22 protein-coding genes are annotated in these 23,874 nt (G+C 65.4%); 11 read left to right on the forward strand and 11 right to left on the reverse strand.

The genetic code is table 11. The annotated features are described in order from the left end of the window. The first annotated feature begins 153 nt into the window (after positions 1-153). The 8 genes from ACOOE2_RS17840 (at position 154) to ribA (ending at position 9,170) form a co-directional block, all read left to right on the forward strand. Positions 154-2,007, forward strand: coding sequence for an ABC transporter transmembrane domain-containing protein (locus tag ACOOE2_RS17840; RefSeq protein WP_420384322.1), 1,854 nt, complete (start codon positions 154-156; stop codon positions 2,005-2,007). A gap of 101 nt (positions 2,008-2,108) precedes the next feature. Further along, positions 2,109-4,241 (forward strand): M13 family metallopeptidase, encoded by a 2,133-nt coding sequence (locus tag ACOOE2_RS17845; protein ID WP_420384323.1) that lies wholly within the window; start codon positions 2,109-2,111, stop codon positions 4,239-4,241. 57 nt (positions 4,242-4,298) lie between these two features. Further along, positions 4,299-5,111: an undecaprenyl-diphosphate phosphatase gene (locus tag ACOOE2_RS17850; protein WP_420384324.1), complete on the forward strand. Its 813-nt coding sequence runs from the start codon at positions 4,299-4,301 to the stop codon at positions 5,109-5,111. Further along, positions 5,111-5,893 carry a polyphosphate kinase 2 gene (gene ppk2, locus ACOOE2_RS17855; RefSeq protein ID WP_420384325.1) on the forward strand — a complete coding sequence of 261 codons (783 nt, stop codon included), beginning with the start codon at positions 5,111-5,113 and terminating at the stop codon, positions 5,891-5,893. Before ACOOE2_RS17850 ends, ppk2 begins: the two co-directional genes overlap by 1 nt. A gap of 108 nt (positions 5,894-6,001) precedes the next feature. Next, entirely contained in the window at positions 6,002-6,169 is a 168-nt protein-coding gene (rpmG, locus tag ACOOE2_RS17860; protein WP_420384326.1) for a 50S ribosomal protein L33, read from the forward strand. 41 nt (positions 6,170-6,210) lie between these two features. After that, positions 6,211-6,861, forward strand: a complete 651-nt coding sequence (locus ACOOE2_RS17865) for a LolA family protein (protein ID WP_420384327.1) — start codon at positions 6,211-6,213, stop codon at positions 6,859-6,861. Positions 6,862-7,290: 429 nt separating this feature from the next. Further along, complete coding sequence (locus tag ACOOE2_RS17870; RefSeq protein WP_420384328.1) at positions 7,291-8,088, forward strand: exodeoxyribonuclease III; 798 nt, start codon at positions 7,291-7,293, stop codon at positions 8,086-8,088. Next, entirely contained in the window at positions 8,085-9,170 is a 1,086-nt protein-coding gene (gene ribA / locus ACOOE2_RS17875) for a GTP cyclohydrolase II (protein WP_420384329.1), read from the forward strand. Before ACOOE2_RS17870 ends, ribA begins: the two co-directional genes overlap by 4 nt. A 187-nt stretch (positions 9,171-9,357) precedes the next feature. On the opposite strand, the gene ACOOE2_RS17880 is transcribed toward ribA, so the two are convergent. The 4 genes from ACOOE2_RS17880 to ACOOE2_RS17895 form a co-directional block, all read right to left on the reverse strand. Then, positions 9,358-10,260, reverse strand: a complete 903-nt coding sequence (locus ACOOE2_RS17880; protein WP_420384330.1) for a right-handed parallel beta-helix repeat-containing protein — start codon at positions 10,258-10,260, stop codon at positions 9,358-9,360. A gap of 150 nt (positions 10,261-10,410) precedes the next feature. Then, complete coding sequence (recQ, locus tag ACOOE2_RS17885) at positions 10,411-12,225, reverse strand: DNA helicase RecQ (RefSeq protein WP_420384331.1); 1,815 nt, start codon at positions 12,223-12,225, stop codon at positions 10,411-10,413. A gap of 34 nt (positions 12,226-12,259) precedes the next feature. After that, the gene (locus ACOOE2_RS17890; RefSeq protein WP_420384332.1) at positions 12,260-13,453 is read right to left on the reverse strand and encodes a cation:proton antiporter; all 1,194 of its coding nucleotides are present in this window, start codon (positions 13,451-13,453) and stop codon (positions 12,260-12,262) included. A 252-nt stretch (positions 13,454-13,705) separates the two neighbouring features. Next, positions 13,706-14,476 (reverse strand): SDR family oxidoreductase, encoded by a 771-nt coding sequence (locus ACOOE2_RS17895; RefSeq protein ID WP_420384333.1) that lies wholly within the window; start codon positions 14,474-14,476, stop codon positions 13,706-13,708. Between the two features lie 300 nt (positions 14,477-14,776). Between ACOOE2_RS17895 and ACOOE2_RS17900 the strand changes: the two genes are divergently transcribed. Continuing rightward, entirely contained in the window at positions 14,777-15,025 is a 249-nt protein-coding gene (locus ACOOE2_RS17900; RefSeq protein ID WP_420384334.1) for a hypothetical protein, read from the forward strand. A gap of 45 nt (positions 15,026-15,070) precedes the next feature. Here the strand turns inward: ACOOE2_RS17900 and metH are convergent, their stop codons facing one another. From metH to ACOOE2_RS17920, 4 genes are read right to left on the reverse strand one after another with little or no spacing between them, the layout of a single operon-like run. Then, complete coding sequence (metH, locus tag ACOOE2_RS17905; RefSeq protein ID WP_420384335.1) at positions 15,071-17,689, reverse strand: methionine synthase; 2,619 nt, start codon at positions 17,687-17,689, stop codon at positions 15,071-15,073. A gap of 5 nt (positions 17,690-17,694) precedes the next feature. After that, positions 17,695-18,756 (reverse strand): homocysteine S-methyltransferase family protein, encoded by a 1,062-nt coding sequence (locus ACOOE2_RS17910; RefSeq protein WP_420384336.1) that lies wholly within the window; start codon positions 18,754-18,756, stop codon positions 17,695-17,697. After that, on the reverse strand, positions 18,753-19,655 hold the full coding sequence (gene metF / locus ACOOE2_RS17915; RefSeq protein ID WP_420384337.1) for a methylenetetrahydrofolate reductase [NAD(P)H]: 903 nt from the start codon (positions 19,653-19,655) through the stop codon (positions 18,753-18,755). The genes ACOOE2_RS17910 and metF overlap by 4 nt, the downstream gene beginning before the upstream one ends. Continuing rightward, the gene (locus tag ACOOE2_RS17920; protein ID WP_420384338.1) at positions 19,652-20,650 is read right to left on the reverse strand and encodes an ArsR/SmtB family transcription factor; all 999 of its coding nucleotides are present in this window, start codon (positions 20,648-20,650) and stop codon (positions 19,652-19,654) included. Before ACOOE2_RS17920 ends, metF begins: the two co-directional genes overlap by 4 nt. Positions 20,651-20,806: 156 nt before the next feature. On the opposite strand from ACOOE2_RS17920, the gene ACOOE2_RS17925 reads away from it, so the two are divergent. Then, positions 20,807-21,136, forward strand: a complete 330-nt coding sequence (locus tag ACOOE2_RS17925) for a hypothetical protein (RefSeq protein ID WP_420384339.1) — start codon at positions 20,807-20,809, stop codon at positions 21,134-21,136. 18 nt (positions 21,137-21,154) lie between these two features. After that, on the forward strand, positions 21,155-21,370 hold the full coding sequence (locus tag ACOOE2_RS17930; RefSeq protein WP_420384340.1) for a hypothetical protein: 216 nt from the start codon (positions 21,155-21,157) through the stop codon (positions 21,368-21,370). 181 nt (positions 21,371-21,551) lie between these two features. Here ACOOE2_RS17930 and arfB read toward each other — a convergent pair whose 3' ends face one another. Genes arfB through ACOOE2_RS17945 form a run of 3 tightly spaced genes read right to left on the reverse strand, consistent with a single transcriptional unit; the run spans position 21,552 to position 23,868 of the window. Next, positions 21,552-21,968: an alternative ribosome rescue aminoacyl-tRNA hydrolase ArfB gene (arfB, locus tag ACOOE2_RS17935; protein ID WP_420384341.1), complete on the reverse strand. Its 417-nt coding sequence runs from the start codon at positions 21,966-21,968 to the stop codon at positions 21,552-21,554. Continuing rightward, positions 21,965-22,678 carry an RluA family pseudouridine synthase gene (locus ACOOE2_RS17940; protein ID WP_420384342.1) on the reverse strand — a complete coding sequence of 238 codons (714 nt, stop codon included), beginning with the start codon at positions 22,676-22,678 and terminating at the stop codon, positions 21,965-21,967. The genes arfB and ACOOE2_RS17940 overlap by 4 nt, the downstream gene beginning before the upstream one ends. Continuing rightward, positions 22,675-23,868, reverse strand: coding sequence for a pyridoxal phosphate-dependent aminotransferase (locus ACOOE2_RS17945; protein WP_420384343.1), 1,194 nt, complete (start codon positions 23,866-23,868; stop codon positions 22,675-22,677). The genes ACOOE2_RS17940 and ACOOE2_RS17945 overlap by 4 nt, the downstream gene beginning before the upstream one ends. Positions 23,869-23,874: the final 6 nt, after the last annotated feature.

Raw genomic sequence — 23,874 nt, forward strand, 5'->3', positions numbered from 1 at the left:
CGTGGGCGACGCCGCGAAATGCGGGCGAGAACCGCTTATATGGGCCTGCACAGTCGATTGTGCAATGCAGCATGCCTGTACACACCATTGCATCGCGGTACACGTCAATTTGGCCCATACCGTTGCCCGAAAAAATCGGCTAGGCGATGCGCCATGGACGCCCAGACCGCACACCCCGCCGCCATCCCCCCCGCCATTCCCGCCGCCATCTCAGGTGCCGAACTCACCCCGGCAGAGCCTGCAAAGACCCGCTCGCTCGGGCCGCTGCGCATGGTCCTGAATCAGGCGGTCACGTATCCGGGCCAGGTCGCTGCCGCCGTTGCGGCGTTGCTGATCACCTCGACCGCGACGCTGGCGGTGCCGTTCGGGTTTCGCATGGTCATCGACAAGGGCTTTGCCCGCGGCGCGGATGTCCATGCCCTCGGCGAATGGTTCGCGATGCTGCTGGCGATCGTCGTGGTGCTGGGCATCGGCACCGCAATGCGCTTTTATTGCGTGTCGTGGCTGGGCGAGCGCGTGGTCGCCGATATCCGCATCAAGGTGCAGGCCAACCTGTTGCGCATGCCGCCCAGCTATTTCGAGGACAACAGCCCCAGGGAAATCTCGTCGCGCCTGACATCGGACACTGCGATCATCGAACAGGTCGTCGGCACCACGGTTTCGATCGCGCTGCGCAATCTGATCATGGTGGTGGGCGGCATCGTCTACCTGTTTGCCATGGCCCCGGCGCTGACCGCCGAATTGCTGGTCGGCATCCCGGTGGTGATCATTCCGATCACGGTGTTCGGCAGCCGGCTGCGCAAGGCGTCGCGCACCAGCCAGGACCGGGTCGCAATGGTAGGCGTGCGCGCCGCCGAAGTGCTGGGCGCGATGAAAGTGGTCCAGGCGTTCGGCCAGGAGCCGCGCGAACTGGCACGGTTTGGCGATGCGGTCGAGCGGACGTTCGAAACGGCGCGCCGCCGCATCATGCTCCGCTCGGCGATGACCGCAATCATCATCGTGCTGGTCCTGGGCGGGCTGACCGCGCTGATGTGGCAGGGCGCGCTGGGCGTGGCGGCCGGCCGGATCAGCGGCGGGACGATCGCCGCGTTCGTGCTGACCGGCGCGCTGGTCGCGGGATCGTTCCAGGCGCTGACCGAAGTCTATGGCGACCTGGTGCGCGGCGCGGGCGCGGCCGAACGCCTGAGCGAACTGTTGCGTGTGACCCCCGAAATCGCGGCGCCGGCGCGCCCGATCGCGATGCCCAGCCCGCCGCGCGGGCAGATCGCGTTCCAGAATGTCTCGTTCCGCTATCCCACCCGACCCGATGCGCCCGCGCTCAGCGATTTTTCGCTGGCGGTCGAGCCTGGCGAAACCGTTGCCATCGTCGGCCCGTCGGGTGCGGGCAAATCCACGCTGTTCCTGCTGGCAGAGCGATTCTACGACCCGCAGGCCGGCACCGTGCGGATCGATGGCGTGCCGTTGCGAGAGGCAGACCCCGCGCAAGTGCGGGCGCGGATGGCGCTCGTGCCGCAGGAAGGCGTGCTGTTTGCCGCCAGCGCGCGCGACAACTTGCGCTATGGCCGGCCGGAGGCCAGCGATGCCGAGATCTGGGAAGCGGCGCGCGCTGCGCATGCCGATATCTTTCTTAAAGAGCTGCCCGACGGGCTCGACACGTTTCTGGGTGAAGACGGCACGCGGCTGTCGGGCGGGCAGCGCCAGCGGATCGCGATCGCGCGCGCGCTGTTGCGCGATGCGCCGATCCTGCTGCTCGATGAAGCGACCAGCGCGCTCGATGCCGAAAGCGAACGCCTGGTGCAGGACGCGCTCGACACACTGATGCAATCGCGCACCACGCTGGTCATCGCGCACCGGCTGGCCACCGTGCGCCAGGCCGACCGGATCATCGTGATGGAACAGGGCCGGATCGTCGAACAGGGCACGCATACCGCACTGACCGCGCAGGGCGGACTGTATGCGCGGCTGGCACGGTTGCAGTTCGATGGTGCGGCGACGCTGTTCGACTGACGGTCTTTTGCAGGCGCACGCGCGCGGCATTTGCGGATCTGGCGTACAGTTGATAACAGGTGAAACCTGTTAACCCTGTCTTGATGGATCACCCCCACGGGATGCGCACATTTTCGACCCGTCCGCTGGCCACACTGCTGGCGTGCCTTTGCCTCACCCACGCGATGCCCGTGCTGGCCGATGCGGCCCAGGGCGCATCGGCCGACTATCCGACGCCGACCTTTGGCGGCTGGGGGGTCAATCCGGCCGATATCGACCACGCGGTACGCCCGGGCGACAATTTCTTCGACTATGTCAACGGCAAGTGGCTGCGCGCCGAAGTCATTCCGGGCCAGTATACGTATAGTGGCAATGTGCTGGCGTTGCGGCTCGGGTCGGCACGCGCAGTGCGCGCGATCCTTGCCGACCTGGCCGCATCGCCGCACCCGGCAGGCACGACCGAACAGCGCCTGGCCGACAGCTACCACGCCTTCATGGACGACGCGGCGATCAATGCCGCGGGTCTGGCGCCCGCGCAGCCGTTCATCGACCGCATTCGCGCCAGCCAGACGCGCGCGCAACTGTCCGCGCTGATGGGCGAGCCCGGCATGCCCTCGCCGATCGCGCTCTACGTCAATATCGATCCCACCCGTCCCAAGGCCAATGCGGTATTTGCCGCGATCACCGGGCTCGGCCTGCCCGATCGCGACTATTACCTCAGCGATACCGTGCGCAATGTCGATCTGCGCGCCAAATACCAAACGCTGCTGACGCTGCTGCTGGCCAGGGCGGGCTATGCCGATGCGGCCGCCGTTGCGACGCGCGTCTATGAATTCGAGCACCAGATCGCGATCGTATCGTGGGATCGTGCGCTGGCGCGCAATCCGCTGCTGACGAACACGGTCGTGCCGCTGGCCACGGTCGAAAGCTGGGGCAGCGCATTTCCCATCAAGCCGCTGATCGACGCCAGCAGCCTGGGCCAGGTGCCATCGCTGATCGTGCGCGAAGTTCCGCCGACTGCCGAGACGGCGGTGACCGCGGGGATTGCGCCGGCGGACCAGGCAAAGCTGGGCGGCGGGATGCCCGCGCTCGCGCAGGTGCTGGGCACTACCGATGTTGCCACGATCCAGGCGTGGATGATCGCGACATTCTTGCGCACGCATGCCTCGGTGCTGCCGGCCGATATCGACGATGCCAATTTCGCGTTCTACGGCAAAGTGCTGAGCGGGCAGGAAAGCCAGCGTCCACGCTGGCAGCGCGGTGTCGACGCGGTCGAGGGCCAGATGGGCGAAGCGGTCGGCAAGATCTATGTCGCGCAGTATTTCCCGCCCGCCAGCAAGATCGCGATGGAAAAGCTCGTCGCAAACTTGCGCGCGGCGCTGGCGGTCAATCTGCAGGACCTGGCCTGGATGACCCCTGCCACCCGTACGGCGGCGCGGGCGAAGCTTGACCAGTTCGGCGTGAAAGTCGGCTATCCCGATACGTTCAGGACGTACGACGGCATGATCATCCGCCCCGATGCGCCACTCGCCAATGCCGTCGCATCGGACCAATGGCATTGGCAAGACCAGTTGCGCGACCTGGCCAACGGCGTCGACAAGACACGCTGGCGGATGACACCGCAGACGGTGAACGCCTATTATCAGCCCACCGCCAACGAGATCGTGTTTCCTGCCGCCTATCTGCAACCGCCCTATTTCAATCCCCGGGCCGACGACGCGGTCAATTATGGCGCGGTCGGCGCGACGATCGGCCACGAGATCGGCCATGGCTTCGACGATCAGGGATCGCACTATGACGGCACCGGGCAATTGCGCAACTGGTGGACGGCGCAGGACCGCAAGACGTTCGAGGCGCTGACCGCGCGGCTGATCGCGCAATACGATCGGCAATGCCCGTATGACGAGGGCAAGACCTGCCACAACGGCCGGCTGACACTGGGCGAAAACATCGGCGATCTGGGCGGGCTGTCGATGGCGTACGAGGCGTATCATCTGTCGCTGCACGGCAAACCCGCCAAAGTGATCGACGGGCTGAGCGGCGACCAGCGGTTTTTCCTGTCATACGCGCAGAGCGAACGGTGGAAGCTGCGCGAGGCGTTCGGGCGGCAACTGCTGAAAAGCGATCCGCATTCGCTGGCGGAAACGCGCGTCAACGCCGTGCTCCCCAATTTCGACCCGTGGTACAAGGCGTTCGATATCAAGCCGGGTGACAAGCTGTACCTGCCGCCGGCGGAGCGTGTGCATATCTGGTAATGATCGTCGGCGCTCCGCTCTTGACACTGCGGGGCACTGCGGCAATTCCCTGCGCCCATGGATCTGAATCTTACCGCCGTCGTGCTCGGCATCGTCGAGGGACTGACCGAGTTCCTGCCTGTTTCCTCGACCGGCCATCTGGTGCTGGCGACCCGGCTGTTCGGGTATGATCTCAAAGACTGGGAGGTGTTCAACATCGTCATCCAGCTGCCCGCGATCATGGCGGTGGTGGTGGTGTTCTGGCCGACATTTGCCGATGTCGCGCGCGGCGCGCTGCGGCGTGAGACGCAATCGCTGCATTTTATCCGCAATGTGCTGATCGCCTTCATCCCCGCTGCTGTGCTGGGTGTGCTGCTCAAGAAAAAGATCGATTTCCTGCTCGAATCGCCGATCGTCGTCGCAATCGCGCTGATCGTGGGCGGGATCGCGATCATCGTGATCGAACGGATTGCACGCCAGCGCGCCTATGAGCCGGTCAGCGCGTTGCCGGCCGGGCGCTCGTTTGCGATCGGCATCGTACAGTGCATCGCGATGATCCCGGGCGTTTCGCGCTCGGGCGCGACGATCATGGGCGCGCTCGCGATGGGCGAAAACCGCAGGACTGCGGCGGAATTCAGCTTCTTCCTTGCGGTTCCGACAATGTTCGGCGCGACCGTGAAACAGCTGTTCGACAACCGCCACGCACTCGCCGCGCATTCAGGGTCGGTCGGCCTGACCCAGATCGCGATCGGATCGGTCGTGTCGTTCGTCGTGTCGCTGGTCGTGATCCGGTTGTTCATCGGCTATATCAGCCGCCACGGCTTCGTACCCTTTGCGATCTATCGCATCGTCATCGGCAGTCTCGCGCTGATCCTGCTGCTCAAAGCCTGATGTCGCACCTGCACCACAAAGCGTACGATACGCTGATCGAACCGTTGCAGGAACAGCTGACCGGTGCGGCGCGCTGGGCGGCAAAGACCGGGGCGCGCGTGGTGGTGCTGTTCGAAGGGCGCGATACCGCAGGCAAATCGGGCGCGATCCACGCGATTTCCGAAAAGCTCGACACGCATCAGGTGCGCACCGTCGCGCTGGGCAAGCCGACATCGCGCGAAGAGAGCCAGTGGTATTTCCAGCGCTATATCGCGCACCTGCCGGCGGCGGGCGAAATCGCGCTGTTCGATCGCAGCTGGTACAACCGTGCCGGCGTCGAGGCGGTGATGGGCTTTGCGACGAAGGACCAGGTCCACCGGTTCCTGGAACAGGCCCCGGTGTTCGAGCGCATGCTGATCGACGAGGGTATCCTATTGTTCAAATACTGGTTGTGCTGCGACCAGGAGGAGCAGGAAAAACGTTTTGCCGAACGCGCCGAAAATCCGTTCAAGCGGTGGAAGCTGTCGCCGGTCGATCTGGCCTCTCGCGACAAGTACGACGATTACACCAAGGCGCGCGAGACGATGCTGACGGCCACGCATACCCCCCAGGCACCGTGGACGCTGGTCGATTTCAACGACCAGAGGCGTGGCCGGCTGACGCTGATCCGCGATTTTCTGGACCGTCTGCCCGATACCGACGTCAAGGTGCCCGAGCTCAAGCTGCCGAAATTGCACCATCATGCGGACAAGGAGCGGTACGGCGTTCTGTCGCCGATCCCGCCGTTTGCGGATGACGACTAGACTGCTTGCTTGACATCATACCGATTCTGTCTCATCGGGCAGCCCCTGTAGAGCCCTGGGTGACCAACCCGCCGGGCCCACCAAACCGAAGTTTTCAGGAATAACGTCATGGCCAAGACCTCCACCGTCAAGATCCGCCTGGTCTCGACCGCCAACACCGGTTTCTTTTACGTCACCAAGAAGAACCCGCGCAATTCGACCGAGAAGTTCACCTTCCGCAAGTACGACCCGGTCGTGCGCCAGCATGTCGAATTCAAGGAAGCCAAGATCAAGTAAGTTCACACAGGGTTCAATGACCGGACGCTAACGCTGTGGTGATGACCCGATTTGCGAACTTTCTGACCGCCACCGCGCTATCCCTCGTCGCCATCGCGACGGGGGTTTTGTCGTTGGTGCCGGTTGCGGCGCATGCCGATCCGGCGGCCGACATCAACCAGGCCGTGGCGGCGCTGCGCGCGATCGATTCGCTGCGCGCCGATTTCATCCAGACCGACGCCAATGGCGGCCGCGTGACCGGCGTCCTGACGATGAAGCGCCCGGGCAAGATCCGCTTTCAGTACCAGGCTGGCGTGCCGTTGCTGATCGTGTCGGATGGCGCGTCGCTGACGATGATCGATTACGAGGTGCGCCAGGTGCAACGGTGGCCGATCAAGAACAGCCCGCTGGGCGCACTGCTCAATCCCGACAAGGATGTCGCGCGCTTTGCGCGGCTTAACCAGACCGGACGGCCGGACCTGATCAGCATGGCGGTACGCGATCCCGGCCATCCCGAATACGGCACCCTGACACTGCTGATGCTGCGCAAACCCTCTGCGCCCGGCGGGCTGGAACTCGATTCGTGGATCGCCACCGACGCGCAGTCGCGCCGGACGCTGGTCCGCCTGACCAATCCGCAATATGGCGTTGCCGTGCCCGAGACGATGTTCCGCTGGACCGATCCGCGCCCGCAAAAGCACAAGGCCGGGTAACATACCGCTGTGATGACACGGTTTATGACAGGTCCGTTCATCTCCGTGAAAGCCGGGCACCGCTAAACCCGGTTCAGCAGGATGGTTCATAGCGGGTCCCCCCCCTGTTGCCCGCTAATCGCCCCCCGAGCCATCTTGTCACAGCGTGACGAACGCAGCTGGAACCCTCGCCCCACATCCCCCCCGGGGCGGGGGTTTTCAGATTTTCCATTCGAAAAATATCGTTTGGCAATCGGGCACGAGGTGCCTTTGCTGGTCGCATTGCTTTAGGAAAAAACCGGTTCCCACTTTTTTCTGCGATGTGCCTTTGTTGCCGCATCGCCTCTCGAAAAAACCGGTTCCCACTTTTTTCTGCGATGTGCCTTTGTTGCCGCATCGCCTCTCGAAAAAACCGGTTCCCACTTTTTTCTGCGATGCTAGAGCCAGGCGATGATCTCTATCGCCACCTGGAACATCAATTCGGTCCGCCTGCGCATCAACCAGGTCGAGCGATTCCTGGCACAGGAAGCACCCGATGTGTTGTGCCTTCAGGAAATCAAATGCACCGCGGACCTGTTCCCGCGCGAAGTGTTCGAGCGGCTTGGCTATGGCCACATCGCCGTCCATGGCCAGAAAGGCTATCACGGCGTCGCCACGGTCAGCCGCCTGCCGCTAAGCGAAACCGCGCGCCACGACTGGCAGGACAACGGCGATGGCCGGCATATCGGTGTCGATATCCCCAGCGCAGGGATTTTCCTCGAAAACGTGTACATTCCCGCTGGCGGCGATATCGCCGATCGCACGGTCAATCCGAAATTCGGGCAGAAGCTCGATTTCCTCGAGCGCATGACCGTCTGGTCGAAAGGGCTCGCCAGAACCCCCAATCGCCACACGCTGCTGGTCGGCGATTTCAATGTCGCGCCGCTCGAAGCGGATGTCTACAACCACAAGGCCCTGCTCAAGGTCGTGTCGCATACGCCGATCGAGGTTGAAACGCTGGCCCGGCTGGCGGCCGCGCACGACTGGGTGGATCTTGGCCGCAAGCACATCCCCGCGCCCGGGCGCAACTATTCCTGGTGGTCGTATCGCTCGTACTGGCGCGACAAGGACCAGGGGCGCCGGCTCGATCATATGTGGGCGTCGCCCGCGCTTGCCGCGCGCTCGACCGACCACAAGCTGGTCGAGGAAACACGCAAGTGGGACCAGCCGTCGGATCACATTCCGCTGATCACGCGGTTTGACGCATGAACGACAGCTATCCGGGCAGCAGCCGCCGCGTCGCGCGCGCGATCGACGCGTTGCGCCATGGCTGGGCGATCAGGATCACGTCCGACGCCACCGGCGAAGCCCCGCTCGACCTGCTGCCGGCCGAAACCGGCTATGCCCAGCCCGGGCTCTACGCCCCGCGCATGCTGATCTCCGCCGCACGCGCCGCCACGCTCAAGCTTGGCAACAGCCTCGCCTACGACCCCGCCGCGCCGGTGATGATCCGCGCCAGCACTCCGTTCAATCTGGCCACCGCACGCGATCTGGCCGACCCGGCACGCGATCTCGATCGCCCGTTGCGCGGGCCGTTCCATGCCGACCCGCTGCCCGACGCCGCCTCGGCGCGCACCGCGATGGAACTGGCGCGCCTGGCCGGCATCCTGCCCGCGTTCCTGATCGCCAGCGGCAGCGATGTCGCGGTCAGCGTCACCCCGGACGATCTTGCCGCGTTCAAGGATCCGGCCTCGCTGTCGATCCAGGCCCGCGCCAGACTGCCCGTGGCGGCGACCGAAGATTGCGAAATCATCGCGTTTCGCGCGCGCGACGACTTGCGCGAACACGTCGCACTGGTGATCGGCACGCAGGACCACGACCGTGTGCCGCTCGTTCGCCTGCACAGCGAATGCCTGACCGGCGATATCCTCGGCAGCCTGAAATGCGATTGCGGCCCGCAACTCGATGCCGCGCTGCACGCGATGGCGCAAGAGGCCGCACAGGGCGGCTGGGGCGTGCTGCTTTACCTGCGCCAGGAAGGGCGCGGCATCGGCCTGATCAACAAGCTGCGCGCGTACCAGCTGCAGGATCAGGGCTTCGACACGGTCGATGCCAACGAACGCCTCGGCCTGCCCAGCGAAGCGCGCGATTTTCCGGTAGCGGCACGGATGCTCGATTTGCTGGGGGTGCCGGCGATCCGGTTGATGACCAACAATCCGGCGAAAGTCGATGCGTTGCGCGGCGTGGGTGTCGAGGTCATCGAACGCGTGCCGCATGCGCTGCCGTCGAACCCGCACAACCATCGGTACCTCGCGACGAAGCGCGATCGGTCGGGGCATTTGCTGGGCTGACGCCCGCCAGCGGCCATCGCCCGTACGCCCTACCCCACAACTATCGTCGCCCCGGGCTTGACCCGGGGTCCCGCTGCCCCTTGCGACGCCCCGCCTGGATTTGCCGTCAGCATAAAAGCATAGCTGGATCCCGGTTCAAGCCCGGGATGACGAGAGGGTGGCGCGTCAAGGCGGGGGGGTGAAGGTTTCAGCGCTTCTCGAACCGCCGGATCCCCGTCCCGATCGTGTTCGCGCCCAACCGGATCGCGTCGCCCGACCAGTCGACCAGGAACGCGGTGTCGTATTTCGCGCCCGGCGCCAGGCGTGCGACATTGCCGTCGATGGTCAGGCCGGCGGCGCTGTGAGCGTGGCCTTCGGGCGCGTTGGAGATCATCGTCGTGCGGTTTTCCTTGTCGGGGCCATCGACGAACCAGTTGCCACGGATCAGACCGGTCGATCCGGTGGACAGGTCGATCATGTAGTTGGTCGCGTGGCCGGCCGAATCGTCGAAGCTGCTGTCGGTGACTTCGATGCGTGCGGCGCGGCTTTTGACATAGTGCCCGCCGGTGCCGGCTTCGAAGCGGCTATTGCGCACGACGACTTCGGCATAGTTGCCGAAATAGACCGAGTGGGCGCAGGACAAGTCGCGGTCGCAGCGGCCGAGGCGCGAGAACGTCGAGCGTTCGATCAGCACGCTGCCGGCGGGATCGTCGGCAGACAGGATGCCTTCCTCGCTGTCGCGGAACCAGGCCTGGCGCACGACGAGGTTGCCGTGTTCGAGGCGGATGCCCGCGCCGTTGCCGTCGGACACGCGCTGGTTCTGAAAGATGATGCCTTCGACGCGGGCGGCGCGGCCGCGCACGACGAGCGCCGCCTTGCCCTCGCAGATCGCGTTGTCGAACGTCACCTGGCCCGGGACGGTCGCCAGGAATGCGACATCGCCTTTGGTCTGCGTGGCGCAATCACGATAGAGGCCGGGCGCGATCATGATCGTGCCGCTGCGATCGCCGATCGCGTCCACGGCGGCTTGCAGTGCGGCGAAACGCTGGCCGGTTTCGGCGATCATGTAGGGCGTGCGCTGGGCCTGCGCCCAAGCGGCGCTGCCGAGCATGGGAGCGCCAAGGGCAAGAACAAACTGCATTAAACGCTTCATCGACCGGACTTTCGCTGATCCACCCGTCCGGCCATGAACCCGTTGCGGGCCGCTGTCGATGCCGCGCGTCAGGCCTGTATCATTCCCGGCCACTGTGCCGAAACTCTGTTACGCAAAGTCCCGGATCGCCGCGATGAACCGGTCGCCATAGGCATCGCGCTTGCGCGCACCGACACCGCTGATTTCGGCAAGCGCAGACAGCGTTGCAGGCCGTGCCTGCGCCATTTCGCGCAAGGTCGAATCATGGAATACCACATAGGGCGGCACGCCGGCTTCCTTGGCGATGTCGCGGCGCAGCGCGCGCAGGGCATCGAACAGCGGATCGCTGGCGGGATCGGCGACCGGAGACGCCCCTTTGCGCCGCCGCGCGCTGCGGTCGGGCCGTTCGGCTTTGGCGTGGACGATCATGTCGACCTGCGCCTCGCCTTTCAGGATCGCGCGCGCGTCGCCGGCCAGCATCAGCCCGCCGTGTTCGGTCTGGATCAGCGCGCCGCGCGCCTGCAACGCGCGGCTGACCGGGCGGATCAGCAGTGCCTCGTCGGCATTGACGATGCCGAATACGGTCAGCTGGTCGTGGCCGCGCTGCATCACGCGCTCGTCGCTGGCGCCGGTCAGCACTTTTTCGACATGGCCAAGCCCGAACGCCTGGCCGGTGCGATAGACTGCCGACAGCACTTTGCGCGCCAGTTCGGTGACATTGGTGACTTCGGGGCGATCAAGGCAATTGTCGCAGTTGCCGCAAGCCTCGGGCGGGGATTCACCGAAATGGCTGAGCAGGATCGCGCGGCGGCACTGCGCGGTTTCGACCAGCCGGGCCAGCGTATCGAGCCGCACGCGCTCGCCCGCCTGACGCGATTCGTCCAGTTCGCTCACGCGCGATCGCGCGCGGGCAAAATCTTCCGCCCCCCACAGCATCAGCGCGACCGCGGGATCACCATCGCGGCCGGCGCGGCCGGTTTCCTGGTAATAGCTTTCGACCGATTTGGGCAGGCCGGCATGCGCGACAAAGCGCACGTCGGGTTTGTCGATGCCCATGCCGAATGCGACGGTGGCGACCATCACCATGTCTTCGGATGCGACGAACGCGGCCTGGTTCGCCTGCCGCACTTCGGGCGCCAGGCCGGCGTGATAGGGCAGTACGCGGCGACCGGTTTCGCCCAGTTGCGCGCTGAGTTTTTCCACGCCGGCGCGCGTCGGGGCATAGACGATGCCGGGGCCGGGATGTTCGGACAGCAGCCGGGTCAACTGCCGCAGCGGGGTGTCGCGCGGGGTGATGCCATAGCGGATATTGGGCCGATCGAACCCGGCGATGACCAGGCCATCATCGGGAATGCCGAGCTGGTCCATGATATCGGCGCGGGTGTGCGCATCGGCGGTCGCAGTAAGCGCTAGGCGGGGCACATCGCCAAAGCGGTCGAGCAAGGGGCGCAGCAGGCGGTAATCGGGGCGGAAATCGTGGCCCCATTCGGAGACGCAATGCGCCTCGTCGATGGCGAACAGCGCGATAGGCGCGCATTCGAGCATTTCGCGAAAGTGCGGCTGGCTGGCGCGTTCGGGCGCGATGTACAGCAGGTCGAGCTCGCCATTGCGGAAGCGTTCGATCGTCTGGCCGCGATCCATGTCGGCGCTGGTCAACGTCGCGGCGCGGATGCCGTTGGCGGTGGCGGCGCGCAACTGGTCGTGCATCAGCGCGATCAGCGGCGACACGACGACGCACGTGCCGGGCAGCATGACCGAGGGCAATTGATAGGTCAGCGATTTGCCAGCGCCCGTGGGCATGACCGCCAGCGTCGATTGGCCGGCGAGAACACGCGTCAGCACGTTTTCCTGCACGCCGCGAAAGGCGGGAAAGCCGAAGACCCGCGCCAGTTCGGCGCGCGCCTGTGCCAGGTCTGGTCGTACGACATCTTCGATCACGCGCATGGCTATGCCACAGCGCGGGGCTGCTCTCAAAAGGTTAATACTGCGAAAGTTGCGCGAGATGACGGCGGGTCATCGGCACCGTCAGCGTGGTGCTGGCGACCGCCATCAGCAGCAGCGCGGTAAAGGTTTCGGCCGTGATGATCTGCCGGTCGAGCAACACATTGACGAAAATGATCATGATCAGCGCCTTGGTCTGCAGCATCCAGCCGATCACCGCCGCTTCGCCCGGCGCCCAGCCGAGCAGGCGCCCGGCCAGCCGCACACCGAGCAGCTTGCCCGCGACCGAGGCGGCGAGGAAGAGCAATGCCGCGCCCAAGACGGCAAAAACAGCATTCCCGCCAAAACCCCATTGCGTGCGCAGCCCGGTCGAGAGGAAAAACACGGGCATCAGCGCGAGCAGCAGGACCTGGCGCATGGCATCGCGGCGTTCGATCGCAAACACCCGGCCATCGAGCACCGCGCCGGCCAGGAATGCGCCGACCATGAAATGCAGTCCGGCCCAATCGGCGGCAAAGCCCGTCGCTGCCAACCAGATGACTGCGATCGCCCAGCGGTCGTTTTCCGCCAGCCGCACCATCGCGCGGCGCATGCCCCAGGCCAGAAGCGCAAATCCCGCCAGAAACAGCGCCTGACGCCCCACGCGGTGCCAGTCGACCAGGATGAGCGCAAGCACGCCCCAGATCGCGACATCGTCGAAGCTGGCATAGCGCAGCATCCGGTCGCCCAGCGGGCGGCGGAACAGGCCCAGCTGTTCCATCAGCAGCACCAAGATCGGCAGTGCCGTGACGGCGCACGCCATGCCGATGCCGGCCATGACCTGCACCGGGCTGCCACTCGGCCCGACCCAGCCGGGCCAGCGCAGAACGAAGGCCGCTGCGGCCGCGCCAAACACCAGCGGCACCAGCAGCGCGGCCGTAGCGGTGATCACCGTTTCGCCGCGATTGGCCCAGACCTGCCCCAGATCGAGCTCCAGCCCGGCGGCGAACACGAACAGCATGACCGACCACCACGCGATGCCGTTTAGCGCGGCCATCACCTGCGGGTTGAACACGGCGCCATAGGCGTCGGGAAACACCGCCCCGAGCAAGCCGGGGCCCAGCAGGATCCCGCCGATGATCTGCACCACCACCAGCGGCGCGAACCGGTCGGTGCGCGCAAGACGCCACACCGCGTATGGCACCGCCATGATGACCGTCACCGCGATCAGAAAAAGTTCGCTGGTCCCCACACCTGTGCCCCGTTGTGCATCGATATTAGCGCAAACCATTGCGGCAAGGCAAATCGGTTCGCAAAGCCTCCCCGTTCCGCGGAGGGGAACCACCCGAAGCTGTGGCGGAGGGGCGGTGCCTCGTGGCGCGACCGGTGAGGGGTCGCGTCGTCGCCGCTGGCGCGGTTGCGCGCTTCCGAGAGGCGGCGTCCGGCCGCGCCGCCCCTCCACCACCCTGCGGGCGGTCCCCCTCCCCGTTCCGGGGAGGATTTTTTACGGCTGGTTGGCGCGCGCCTTGGCCGCCGCTTCATTCAGCTGCATCAGCGTCGCGTCGAAGGTTCCTTGCGCCTCGGCATACCGCAGCGGCTTCACCCGCTCGACAAGGATTTCGGTTGGAGTCGGCTGGGTCTGCAACAGCGCGGTGATTTCGTCGATGAAGTCCGCAAGCGGCAGATAACCCGGGCGGTTTTCCTGCCCCGGGGTCAGTTCGGTCTGCACGCCCGGCGGGGCCAGCTCGATCACTTCCACTCTGCCTTTCAGCTCGGCGCGCAGGCTGACGGTGTAGGAGTGGATTGCCGCCTTGGTCGCGTTGTATGTGGGCGCGACAGTCAGCGGGACGAACGCCAACCCCGAAGTCACGTTGATGATCGCAGCATCGGGTGCCTTGACCAGATGATCGATCAGCGCGTCGATCAGGCGGATCGGGCCAAGCAGATTGGTGGTGATCGTTGCCGCAGCATCGGTCAGATCGCGTCTGGCATCGAGCTTTTCGAATTTCATGATGCCGGCGTTGTTGACCAGCACGTTCACTGCCGGGAATTGTGCCAGCACGCGCCCGGCAAAATCGGCGACGCCCTCGGCCGTGTCGATATCGAGCGAGAGCGCGTGCATGTTGGCGCGGCCGGCAATCGCGTGATCGAGCGCATCCTGGCGGCGACCGGCCACGATCACGGTGTTGCCCGCATCGTGCAGCCTTTGCGCCAGTGCCGCGCCGATCCCGCTGCCGCCGCCGGTGATCAGGATCGTGTTGCCTTGGATTTTCATGAGGGCGCTCCGGTTTGGCTTGGGGGGACGATGCATATGGGTTTGCACAGGCCGCGTTACATCCCCGACGGCCTGCAAAAACGGTTTGCGCATTGCCAACGCGCCGCTGCGGTTCGTACGCAGTGCAACGGTTTGTCGCGATCGGCAAAAGGCGCCAGGACCGCGCCGCGAGACGGTAACCGGGCCGGCAGGATTTTGCCGGATAGGACGCACGATGCGGACAAACACGTGGCCACGGTTAAATTCCGGACGGCCATGTGGCTGGTATCCTTTTGCCGAACCCAACACAGGACAGCCACCATGGACATGCATCACACATTCGTTCGCCGTGAAGAATGGCGCGCCGCGCATGCCAGCGAAGTCGAATTCACCGATGTCGCCCGCGCCTTGCGCGCGCTCGCCGCCGAACTGGGCGCAGAGCCCGAGCCGCTGGTGGATGCGATGGCCGAGCGCGGCTTGCCCGCGACGTTGAGCCAATTGGCGCTGACCACCGGGTACAACGTCGACGCGCAATTCATGCGGTGCCATGCGGTCAGCCGGATGCGGTGAAAGTGGTTGAAGAGCCTCCGGCCCTTCTCTTTTGACGTGTGGATTTCAATCGAGGTTGGGCCGCAACCAGCGTTCCGCAGTCGGCAGATCGATGCCGCGCCGTTTCGCGTAATCCTCTACCTGATCGCGGCCGATCGTTGCCACGCCGAAATACTGGCTTTCGGGGTGGGCGAAGTAGAACCCGCTGACGGCGGCTGTCGGCAACATCGCCTGGCTTTCGGTCAGCGTGATGCCAGTGGCCTGCGTGGCGCCCAGCAGATCGAACAGGATCGGTTTCAGGCTGTGGTCGGGGCATGCGGGATAGCCCGGCGCGGGGCGGATGCCGCGGTACTGTTCGCGGATCAGCGCCTCGTTGGTCAATTGCTCGCCCGGCGCATAGCCCCATAGCGTGGAGCGCACATGCAGGTGCAGCCGCTCGGCAAAGGCCTCGGCAAAACGATCGGCCAGCGCCTTGAGCAGGATATCCGAATAGTCGTCGTGCCCGGCGCGGAAGCGTTCCAAATGCGGATCGATACCGTGGATGCCGACGGCAAACCCGCCGAGCCAGTCACCGGCCGGGTCGATGAAATCGGCCAGGCAGAAATTCGCCCGGCCCCGGCTCTTGGCAAATTGCTGGCGCAGGAACGGCAGGCGCACGCGTTCAGAGGTTTCTTGGCGAGTATCGAGCCTGATCAGCACGTCGTCGCCCTGGCGCACGCACGGCCAGAATTGCGCGACACCGCGCGCGGTCAGCCATTTTTCGTCGATGATCTGCGCCAGCATCGCCTGGGCATCGGCCCACAACGCGCTGGCGCTTTCGCCCACCACCGGATCGTTGAGGATTGCAGGGTAATTGCCCGCGAGTTCCCACGCGCGGAAAAACGGCGTCCAGTCGATGTATCCGGCCAGGTCCGACAGGTCCCAGGCGTCGAATACGTGGCGGCCCGGCTCGACCGGTGGGGGCGCCTTATCGGCAAAATCGGGCACAAACGCGTTGTCGCGCGCCGCCTCCAGGCTCAGCAGCTTCGATGCGCCCTTGTTGGCGCGCGCCTTTCGCACCGTCTCGTATTCACTGGCGGTGTTTTCGATGAACGCGGTGGCCTGCGTGTCGGACAGCAGCTGGCTGGCGACGCCGACCGCGCGGCTGGCGTCGAGCACGTGGATCACCGGGCCCTTGTACGCCGGATCGATGCGCAGCGCGGTGTGGACCTTGCTGGTGGTCGCGCCGCCGATCAGCAGCGGAATGGTCATTTCCGCGCGCTGCATTTCCTCGGCCATCGTGACCATTTCGTCGAGCGACGGCGTGATCAGCCCCGACAGTCCGATAATGTCCACGTCCTGTTCGCGCGCGGTCTCGATGATCCGCATCCACGGCACCATGACGCCCAGGTCGATCACCTCGTAGCCGTTGCACTGCAGCACCACGCCGACGATGTTCTTGCCGATATCGTGCACGTCGCCCTTGACCGTGGCCATGATGATCCGGCCCTTGGCGCGTGCGCCGGGCTCTTTCTGCGCCTCGATGAACGGGATCAGGTGCGCGACGGCTTTCTTCATCACGCGCGCGGACTTGACCACTTGCGGCAGGAACATCTTCCCCGATCCGAACAGATCGCCGACCGTGTTCATCCCGGCCATCAGCGGGCCCTCGATCACTTCGATCGGGCGCGCAAAATTCTGCCGCGCTTCCTCGGTATCATCGACCACAAAGGCATCGATGCCCTTGACCAGCGCGTGTTCCAGCCGGCGTTCGACGGGCCAGCCGCGCCATTCCTCGGCCTCTTTTTCGGCAACGACATCGCGCCCCTTGAAGCTTTCGGCCAGCGCGATCAGGCGCTCGGTCGCATCGGAACGGCGCATCATCAGCACGTCTTCGCACGCATCGCGCAACGTCGGGTCGATCGCGTCGTAGATATCGAGCTGCCCGGCGTTGACGATCGCCATGTCCATCCCTGCGGGGATCGCATGGTACAGGAACACCGAATGCATCGCGCGGCGCACGGTTTCGTTCCCGCGAAAGCTGAACGACAGGTTCGACAACCCGCCCGAGATATGGACATGCGGGCACGTTTCGCGGATCTCGCGCGCGGCCTCGATGAAATCGAGCGCGTAGCGGTCGTGTTCCTCGATGCCCGTCGCCACGGCAAACACGTTGGGATCGAACACGATGTCCTCGGCCGGAAAGCCGATGCCGACCATCAGCGCATAGGCGCGCTGGCAGATCGAGACCTTGCGTTCGCGGCTGTCGGCCTGGCCTTTCTCGTCGAACGCCATGACGACCGCGGCGGCGCCGTAGTCCATGCATTTGCGCGCGTGGTACAAAAACGCCTCTTCGCCTTCCTTCAGCGAGATCGAATTGACGATCGGCTTGCCCGGCACGCATTTCAGCCCGGCCTCGATCACATCCCATTTCGAGCTGTCGATCATCACCGGCACGCGCGCGATGTCGGGCTCGGCGGCGATCAGTTTCAGGAACGTGGTCATCGCCTCGACTGCGTCGAGCAGGCCTTCGTCCATGTTTACGTCGATGATCTGCGCGCCGTTCTCGACCTGCTGGCGCGCGACTTCGACCGCGCGGGTGTAATCGCCCGACAGGATCAGTTTCTTGAATGCGGCCGAGCCGGTCACGTTCGTGCGTTCGCCGACATTGACGAAGCGGGAGCCGCTGAAGGAAGGAATGGTCATGAGAATCAGGACGCCATGATAAAGGGTTCGAGGCCCGCGAGCCGCGTTGCGACCGTCACATCGGGCAATGCGCGGGGCGCAAGGCCGGCCACGGTGCGCGCCATGGCCGCGATATGCGCCGGCGTCGATCCGCAACAGCCGCCCAGCACGTTGACCTGGCCCGCGTGCGCCCATTCGCCAACAAGGCCTGCGGTCGTTGGCGGTTCCTCGTCGTATTCGCCCAGTTCGTTGGGCAGGCCGGCGTTGGGGTAGATCATGATCAGCGTGTCGGCGATATCCGACAGCACGCGCACATGCGGGCGCAATTGCGTCGCCCCGAACGAACAGTTCAGCCCCACGGTCAGCGGCCGGGCATGGCGCACCGCGTACCAGAACGCCTCGACCGTGTGGCCCGACAGATTGCGCCCCGACAAATCGGTCAGCGTCATCGACAGCATCAGCGGCACTTCGCGGCCGAGCGTCTGTTCGACCTGGCGCACCGCCATGATCGCGGCCTTGGCATTCAGCGTGTCGAACACCGTTTCGACCAGGATGAAATCGGCACCCCCTTCGACCAGCGCGATCGCCTGTTCAGCGTAGACTTCGACCAGCGTGTCCCAGCTGACTTCGCGATAGCCGGGATCGTTGACATCGGGGCTGAGCGACAGGGTCTTGTTGGTCGGCCCGATCGCGCCGGCGACAAAGCGCGGGCGGCTGTCTTTCGCGGTGAATTCATCGGCGACGCGGCGCGCGAGTTGCGCGCTGGCGACGTTGATTTCGCGCACCAGATGTTCGGCGCCGTAATCGGCCTGGCTGATGCGGTTGGCCGAAAACGTGTTGGTTTCGGCAATGTCGGCGCCGGCCGCAAAATAGGCGCGGTGGATCGCCTCGAGAATTTCGGGCTTGGTCAGCGCGAGAATGTCGTTGTTGCCCTTCTGATCGTGCGCCAGTCCCAGGTCGCCTGCGTAGTCGGCCTCGGCCAGGCGGTAGTTCTGGATCTCGGTACCAAAGGCGCCGTCGGTGATCAGGATGCGCTGCCTCGCCTGCGCCAGGAAGGCGGCGCGCGCGGCGCTGGGAATCAGGGTCATTCGGCAACCTCTTTCACGCAATGGGCGCCGGGGCGCAGGCCGAGCAGCTGGCAGATCGCAAACACCTGCTCGGCGCGGTTCAACGTATAGAAATGGAAGTCGCGCACGCCGCCCGCATAGAGCGCGCGGCACAGATCGGTGGCCACGACCGCCGCAACCAGCGCGCGCGGGCCGGCGCGCTCGTCGAGCCCGGAAAACATCGCGGTCAGCCAGGCGGGGATTTCGGTGTTGCCGCCCATGCGGCGGATGCCCGCCAGATTGGTGACGGGCATGATCCCGGGCAGCAGCGGCACGGTGATACCCGCCGCCAAGGCGCGATCGACAAAGCGGAACCAGGTGTCGGCGTTGAAAAAGAACTGCGTGATCGCACGCGTCGCGCCGGCGTCGATCTTGCGCTTCAGATTGTCGAGATCGGCCGCGATGCTCGGTGATTCGGGGTGCATTTCGGGGTAGGCCGCCACCGAAAGGTCGAATGCATGGCGTTTGGACAGGCCGGCGACCAGGTCGGCGGCACTGGCATAGCCGCCGGGATGAGGCGTGAACACGCCGCCGGCGCTTGGCGGCGGATCACCGCGCAATGCGACGATATGGCGCACGCCCGCCTCCCAGTAGCGATCCGCGATCTCGTCGATCTCGCCCCGGCTGGCGCCGACGCAGGTCAGATGCGCGGCGGGCACCAGCGCGGTTTCGCGCACCAGCCGGGCGACGGTGGCATGCGTGCGCTCGCGCGTCGAGCCGCCGGCGCCGTACGTGACGGAGACGAACGACGGATCGAGCGGCGCCAGCGCATCGATCGCATCCCACAGCTGCGTTTCCATCGCATCGGTCTTCGGCGGGAAGAACTCGAAGCTGACATTGATGTCGCCGGGCATCCGGGCAAACAGGGGGGTGCGGCTCATGGCGCCTTCGGTTCGGTCTGCGAGGAAGGACGGCGCTCGGCGGTCCACAATTTGACGATCAGCTCCTTGCCCGCCAGCGCACGCTCGGCCAGCGGATCGAACCCGGCCTGGGCAAACAGCGCGGCGATCTGCGCATCGGCGAAACCCAGGCGGGCATGGGCATGCTGGCTGCGCAGATCTTCGCGTTCGTGCGCGGCGAAATCGACGATCGCGATGCGTCCGCCAGGCGCGGTAACACGCGCCGCCTCGGCCAGCACCGCCTCGGGCGCAACCGCGTAATGCAGCACCTGGTGGAACAGGACGGTGTCGAAGCTGGCCGCGGCAAACGGCAACTGCGCAAAATCACCCTGCACCAGATCCAGCTTGCCCGCAGGCAGATTCTGCAGCCGGGTGCGCGCCAGCCGCAGCATGTCGGGGCTGCGATCGAGCGCAGTGACATGCGTGGCGGCTTGCGCAAACACTTCGGCCATGCGCCCGGTGCCGGTGCCGACATCGAGCAGGCGGCCGATCGCGGCCGGCTCCAGCATGTCGGCCCCCAACATTTCGGACAGCGCCGCCTCGACCGGTCCATCGGCGATATGCAGGCTGCGCAGCCGGTCCCATTGCCCGGCGAAGCGCGCGAAATAGTCGAGCGAATGCGCCTGACGCGCGGTGCGGATGGCGCCCAGATGCGCACGATCCTGCGTGCATTCGGCGGCGAACGCAGCATCGGTGTCTTCGGCTTGCGCCAGCAATTGCATGACGGCGCTCGTCAACGGTGCGCCCGTACGCCCCCCTGCGCGCAGGAACACCCAGGCGCCTTCGCGGCGGCGTTCGGCCAGTTGAGCATCGCACAGGATCTTGACATGGCGCGACACACGCGGCTGGCTTTGGCCTAGCACTTGCGCCAGCTCGCCGACGGCCAGTTCCATGCTCGCCAGCAGCCGCATGATGCGCAGCCGCGTCGGATCGGCCAGCGCGCGCATGGATTCCAGCAGGGAGGTTTCGGTGGTCATGCAGCTCATATAAAGATATCTTTATATGAGGCAAGTGGTATAACGGTTTTGTTATATGAAACGCAGATTGTGCGCCCGATTGGACACGGCGCGCGCGCGTGGCTAGAACGCCATGATGCCTTTCCCCCGAGGCAAAAAGTATACACGAGGATCCGGATGACGAAAATCGCCCCTGTCGCCCTTTTGGCCGCGCTGCTTCTGGCCGGCTGCGGCCATCACGATCGTGAAAGCGACGACGCGACGCCCAACAACGTGGAAATGCCCGCTGCCGACCTGCCCGCCGGCCCGCCCTCGCTTGCTGCCCCGCCGCCCGCACGCGACCCCGATGCCGATGCCACGGCCGCCGCGCTGACCGCGCAGGACGCCGCGACCAACGATGCCGCAAACGCCGCTTCGGTCGCCGAAGCCGCGCGGGCTGCCGCCGCCGAAGCCGAGCAGCAGCAGAACAGCAACGGCGAAACCAGCCACCAGCCGGCGCCGCAATAAATGCAGCGGCACGGCGTTATGCTGATGGCGCTGTTTCTTGCAGGCCCGGGCCTGCTTAGCGGCTGTTCCAGCGGCAGCGACCCGGGCCCCGGCGGCGTGACCAAGGACGAAGCGCGCCAGCTCGACGCCGCGGCGGCCATGCTGGACAAGCGCCCCGCGCCGCCGCTGGTCGATGCGACCGTGCCTGCGGAGATAAATCCTCCCCGGCACGGGGAGGGGGACCACACGAAGTAGTGGTGGTGGGGCGTGGCGGCTGGACGAAACGTCGCGCCGGCGTGAATTTGCGCAGTTTTGTTCCCTGCTCGGCGGGCGTCAGCGCGTGTGCTTCGACAGGCTCAGCATGAGCGGATGTTGGTTGAAAACTGATGGTTAAAAGACTTGGGTGAATGCCGTAGCTCGTTCCGGACAGGATTTTCTAGTCGAAGCTCACTTTGCCGCGACCGGCTTTGACCGTGCTGCGGATTTTCTTGCCGGCCAGGCGCTGTACTTTGCCCACGCGGTTCAGGCGCGACTTGGCGCGTTTTTCCGGCAGTGTCGCCGCTTCGCGCAACAGATCCGCCAGCCGGTCGCGCGCATCGGCGCGGTTGGCTTCCTGGGTGCGGAAGCGCCGCGCGGTCAGCACGATTTCGCCGGCAGATGTCATCCGGCTGCCCGCGAGCTGCTTCAGCCGGTCGAACACTTCGGGCGACAGCCGCAGCGCATAGACATTGACGCGCAATTGCACGGCAGTCGCGACTTTGTTGACATTCTGCCCGCCCGGGCCGGTGGCGGTGATGAACGCTTCGCTGACCAGCGCCAGTGCGCGTTCGATCAACGCCTCGATCGCGGTCACCCGGCGTCATTGTCGGAAACGACATCAACCGGCGGTTGCCACGGCGCGGCTTTCTCGGGCTGCGCAAAGCCTTCCTTCAGGAAGTCGGCCGGCATCGGCGCTTCGGCCACGATCGGCGCCTTGCCCTCGCGCGGCACTTCCAGCCGCGCGGCGTGCAGCATCGTGCGCTTGCCCTGGACGGCCTTGCCATAGACCGGATCGCCAAGCAGCGCATGGCCAAGCCCGGCGGCGGCGTGAATGCGGATCTGGTGGGTACGGCCCGTTTCCGGCGTAAATTCCACCAGCGTCAGATTGCCCTTGCGATCGAGCACGCGCCAATGGGTCACGGCGGCCTTGCCCGCGCGCGCGGGGATCATCTTCCACCCTTCGCTGGCGCTGCTGATCTTCGACAGGTTCAGCGCGATCGTGCCGCGATCCTGCTCGACCGGGCCGGCGACGATGCCCCAATATGTCTTGCCCACCTGGCGCGCTTCGAACGCGGCGGAATAGCGTTTGAGCGCCCGGGGATGGCGCGCCATCAGCAGGCAGCCCGACGTGTCGCGATCGAGCCGGTGCACCGGCGATGGCGAGCGCGCAAAGCCGAAGCGCAATTCCTCCGCCTGGTCTTCGAGGCAGGGCCCGCCCGCGCGCGGCCGGTCGAGCGGCAAGCCGCCGGGCTTGTCGATCACCAGCGCTTCGGCGTCTTCGAACAGGATGGCGAAATCGATCATGCAAATGCTCCGGCGATCCGTGCAATCGCAGTGTCCAGTTTAGTCTCATCGGCGGCAAAACTGATGCGAAATCCGTCGCGGCCGCCGAACGCCGAAGCGGCGACCACCGCCACGCCGTGATCGAGCAAATGCATCACCAGCGCTTCGTCATCGCCAAACCGGCCCATAAGCGGTGTGGCATCGATCATGCAATAGAACGCGCCATCGGGCACAGGGGTCGACAAGCCGGGAATGGCGTTGATCGCGGCAACCACGCGATCGCGGCGCGCACGAAACCGGTCGCGCCAGTCGAGTAGGAACGCCTGCGGGCCGTTGAACGCTGCCACCGCTGCGGCTTGCGCGATCGAGCACGGATTGCCCGAATTGTGCGACTGCAATTTGCTCATCGCGGCAATCAGCCACGTCGGCCCGGTCGCGACGCCGATGCGAAACCCGGTCATTGCATGGCTTTTCGACACGCCCGATACCGTCAGCACGCGGCCAGTCTCATCAGCGCCCGCCAGATCGGGCGCGACCACCGCCATCGTTGCGTGATCGCCCGGCGTATAGCGCAGCGGCGCATAGATATCGTCGCTGAGCACGAGCACATGCGGGTGCCGGCGCAACACATTGGCCAGGGCCGCGAGATCGGCAGCGGAATAGACCGCGCCGGTCGGATTGCCGGGGCTGTTGAGCATCAGCCAGCGCGTGCGCGTGCCGATCGCGGCCTCGAGCTGTTCGGGCGTGATGCGAAAGCCGCCGGCGGCATCGGTGTGCATGGGCACCACCGTCGCCCCGGCAAAGCGCGCGATTTCAGGATAGCTGACCCACCACGGCGCCGGGATCAGCACCTCGTCGCCGGGATCTAGCGTAACCATAAGCGCGTGAAAGATCGCCTGCTTGCCGCCTGCCGATGCGATCACTTGCGCAGGCGGCGTCGCGATCCCCAGGTCGCGATGGAAATGCAGCGCGGCCGCTTCGCGCAGCGCGGCCGTGCCCGCAACCGCGGTGTAGCGTGTCTCGTTGGCATCGAGCGCAGCCTTGGCCGCTGCCTTGACATGATCGGGCGTCGGGAAATCGGGTTCGCCCACCGACAACGAGATGATGTCGCGACCCGCGGCGCGCAGCGCAATCGCGTGATCGGTCATCGCATTGGTACGCGATGGCGCAATCCGGCGGATCGCCGCGCTCAATTTTGTGGCGTTGGTCATGGCAGG

This window comes from Novosphingobium sp. (assembly GCF_965214355.1).
In the GTDB taxonomy this organism is placed as follows: Bacteria; Pseudomonadota; Alphaproteobacteria; order Sphingomonadales; family Sphingomonadaceae; genus Novosphingobium.

Excerpts from the sequence above, each read along its gene's own strand:
- ACOOE2_RS17840 (WP_420384322.1), top strand. The coding sequence starts at position 154 with ATGGACGCCCAGACCGCACACCCCGCCGCCATCCCCCCCGCCATTCCC.
- ACOOE2_RS17845 (WP_420384323.1), top strand. The coding sequence starts at position 2,109 with ATGCGCACATTTTCGACCCGTCCGCTGGCCACACTGCTGGCGTGCCTT.
- ACOOE2_RS17850 (WP_420384324.1), top strand. The coding sequence starts at position 4,299 with ATGGATCTGAATCTTACCGCCGTCGTGCTCGGCATCGTCGAGGGACTG.
- ppk2 (WP_420384325.1), top strand. The coding sequence starts at position 5,111 with ATGTCGCACCTGCACCACAAAGCGTACGATACGCTGATCGAACCGTTG.
- rpmG (WP_420384326.1), top strand. The coding sequence starts at position 6,002 with ATGGCCAAGACCTCCACCGTCAAGATCCGCCTGGTCTCGACCGCCAAC.
- ACOOE2_RS17865 (WP_420384327.1), top strand. The coding sequence starts at position 6,211 with ATGACCCGATTTGCGAACTTTCTGACCGCCACCGCGCTATCCCTCGTC.
- ACOOE2_RS17870 (WP_420384328.1), top strand. The coding sequence starts at position 7,291 with ATGATCTCTATCGCCACCTGGAACATCAATTCGGTCCGCCTGCGCATC.
- ribA (WP_420384329.1), top strand. The coding sequence starts at position 8,085 with ATGAACGACAGCTATCCGGGCAGCAGCCGCCGCGTCGCGCGCGCGATC.
- ACOOE2_RS17880 (WP_420384330.1), bottom strand. The coding sequence starts at position 10,260 with ATGCTCGGCAGCGCCGCTTGGGCGCAGGCCCAGCGCACGCCCTACATG.
- recQ (WP_420384331.1), bottom strand. The coding sequence starts at position 12,225 with ATGCGCGTGATCGAAGATGTCGTACGACCAGACCTGGCACAGGCGCGC.
- ACOOE2_RS17895 (WP_420384333.1), bottom strand. The coding sequence starts at position 14,476 with ATGAAAATCCAAGGCAACACGATCCTGATCACCGGCGGCGGCAGCGGG.
- ACOOE2_RS17900 (WP_420384334.1), top strand. The coding sequence starts at position 14,777 with ATGGACATGCATCACACATTCGTTCGCCGTGAAGAATGGCGCGCCGCG.
- metH (WP_420384335.1), bottom strand. The coding sequence starts at position 17,689 with ATGACCATTCCTTCCTTCAGCGGCTCCCGCTTCGTCAATGTCGGCGAA.
- ACOOE2_RS17910 (WP_420384336.1), bottom strand. The coding sequence starts at position 18,756 with ATGACCCTGATTCCCAGCGCCGCGCGCGCCGCCTTCCTGGCGCAGGCG.
- metF (WP_420384337.1), bottom strand. The coding sequence starts at position 19,655 with ATGAGCCGCACCCCCCTGTTTGCCCGGATGCCCGGCGACATCAATGTC.
- ACOOE2_RS17920 (WP_420384338.1), bottom strand. The coding sequence starts at position 20,650 with ATGACCACCGAAACCTCCCTGCTGGAATCCATGCGCGCGCTGGCCGAT.
- ACOOE2_RS17925 (WP_420384339.1), top strand. The coding sequence starts at position 20,807 with ATGACGAAAATCGCCCCTGTCGCCCTTTTGGCCGCGCTGCTTCTGGCC.
- ACOOE2_RS17930 (WP_420384340.1), top strand. The coding sequence starts at position 21,155 with ATGCTGATGGCGCTGTTTCTTGCAGGCCCGGGCCTGCTTAGCGGCTGT.
- ACOOE2_RS17940 (WP_420384342.1), bottom strand. The coding sequence starts at position 22,678 with ATGATCGATTTCGCCATCCTGTTCGAAGACGCCGAAGCGCTGGTGATC.
- ACOOE2_RS17945 (WP_420384343.1), bottom strand. The coding sequence starts at position 23,868 with ATGACCAACGCCACAAAATTGAGCGCGGCGATCCGCCGGATTGCGCCA.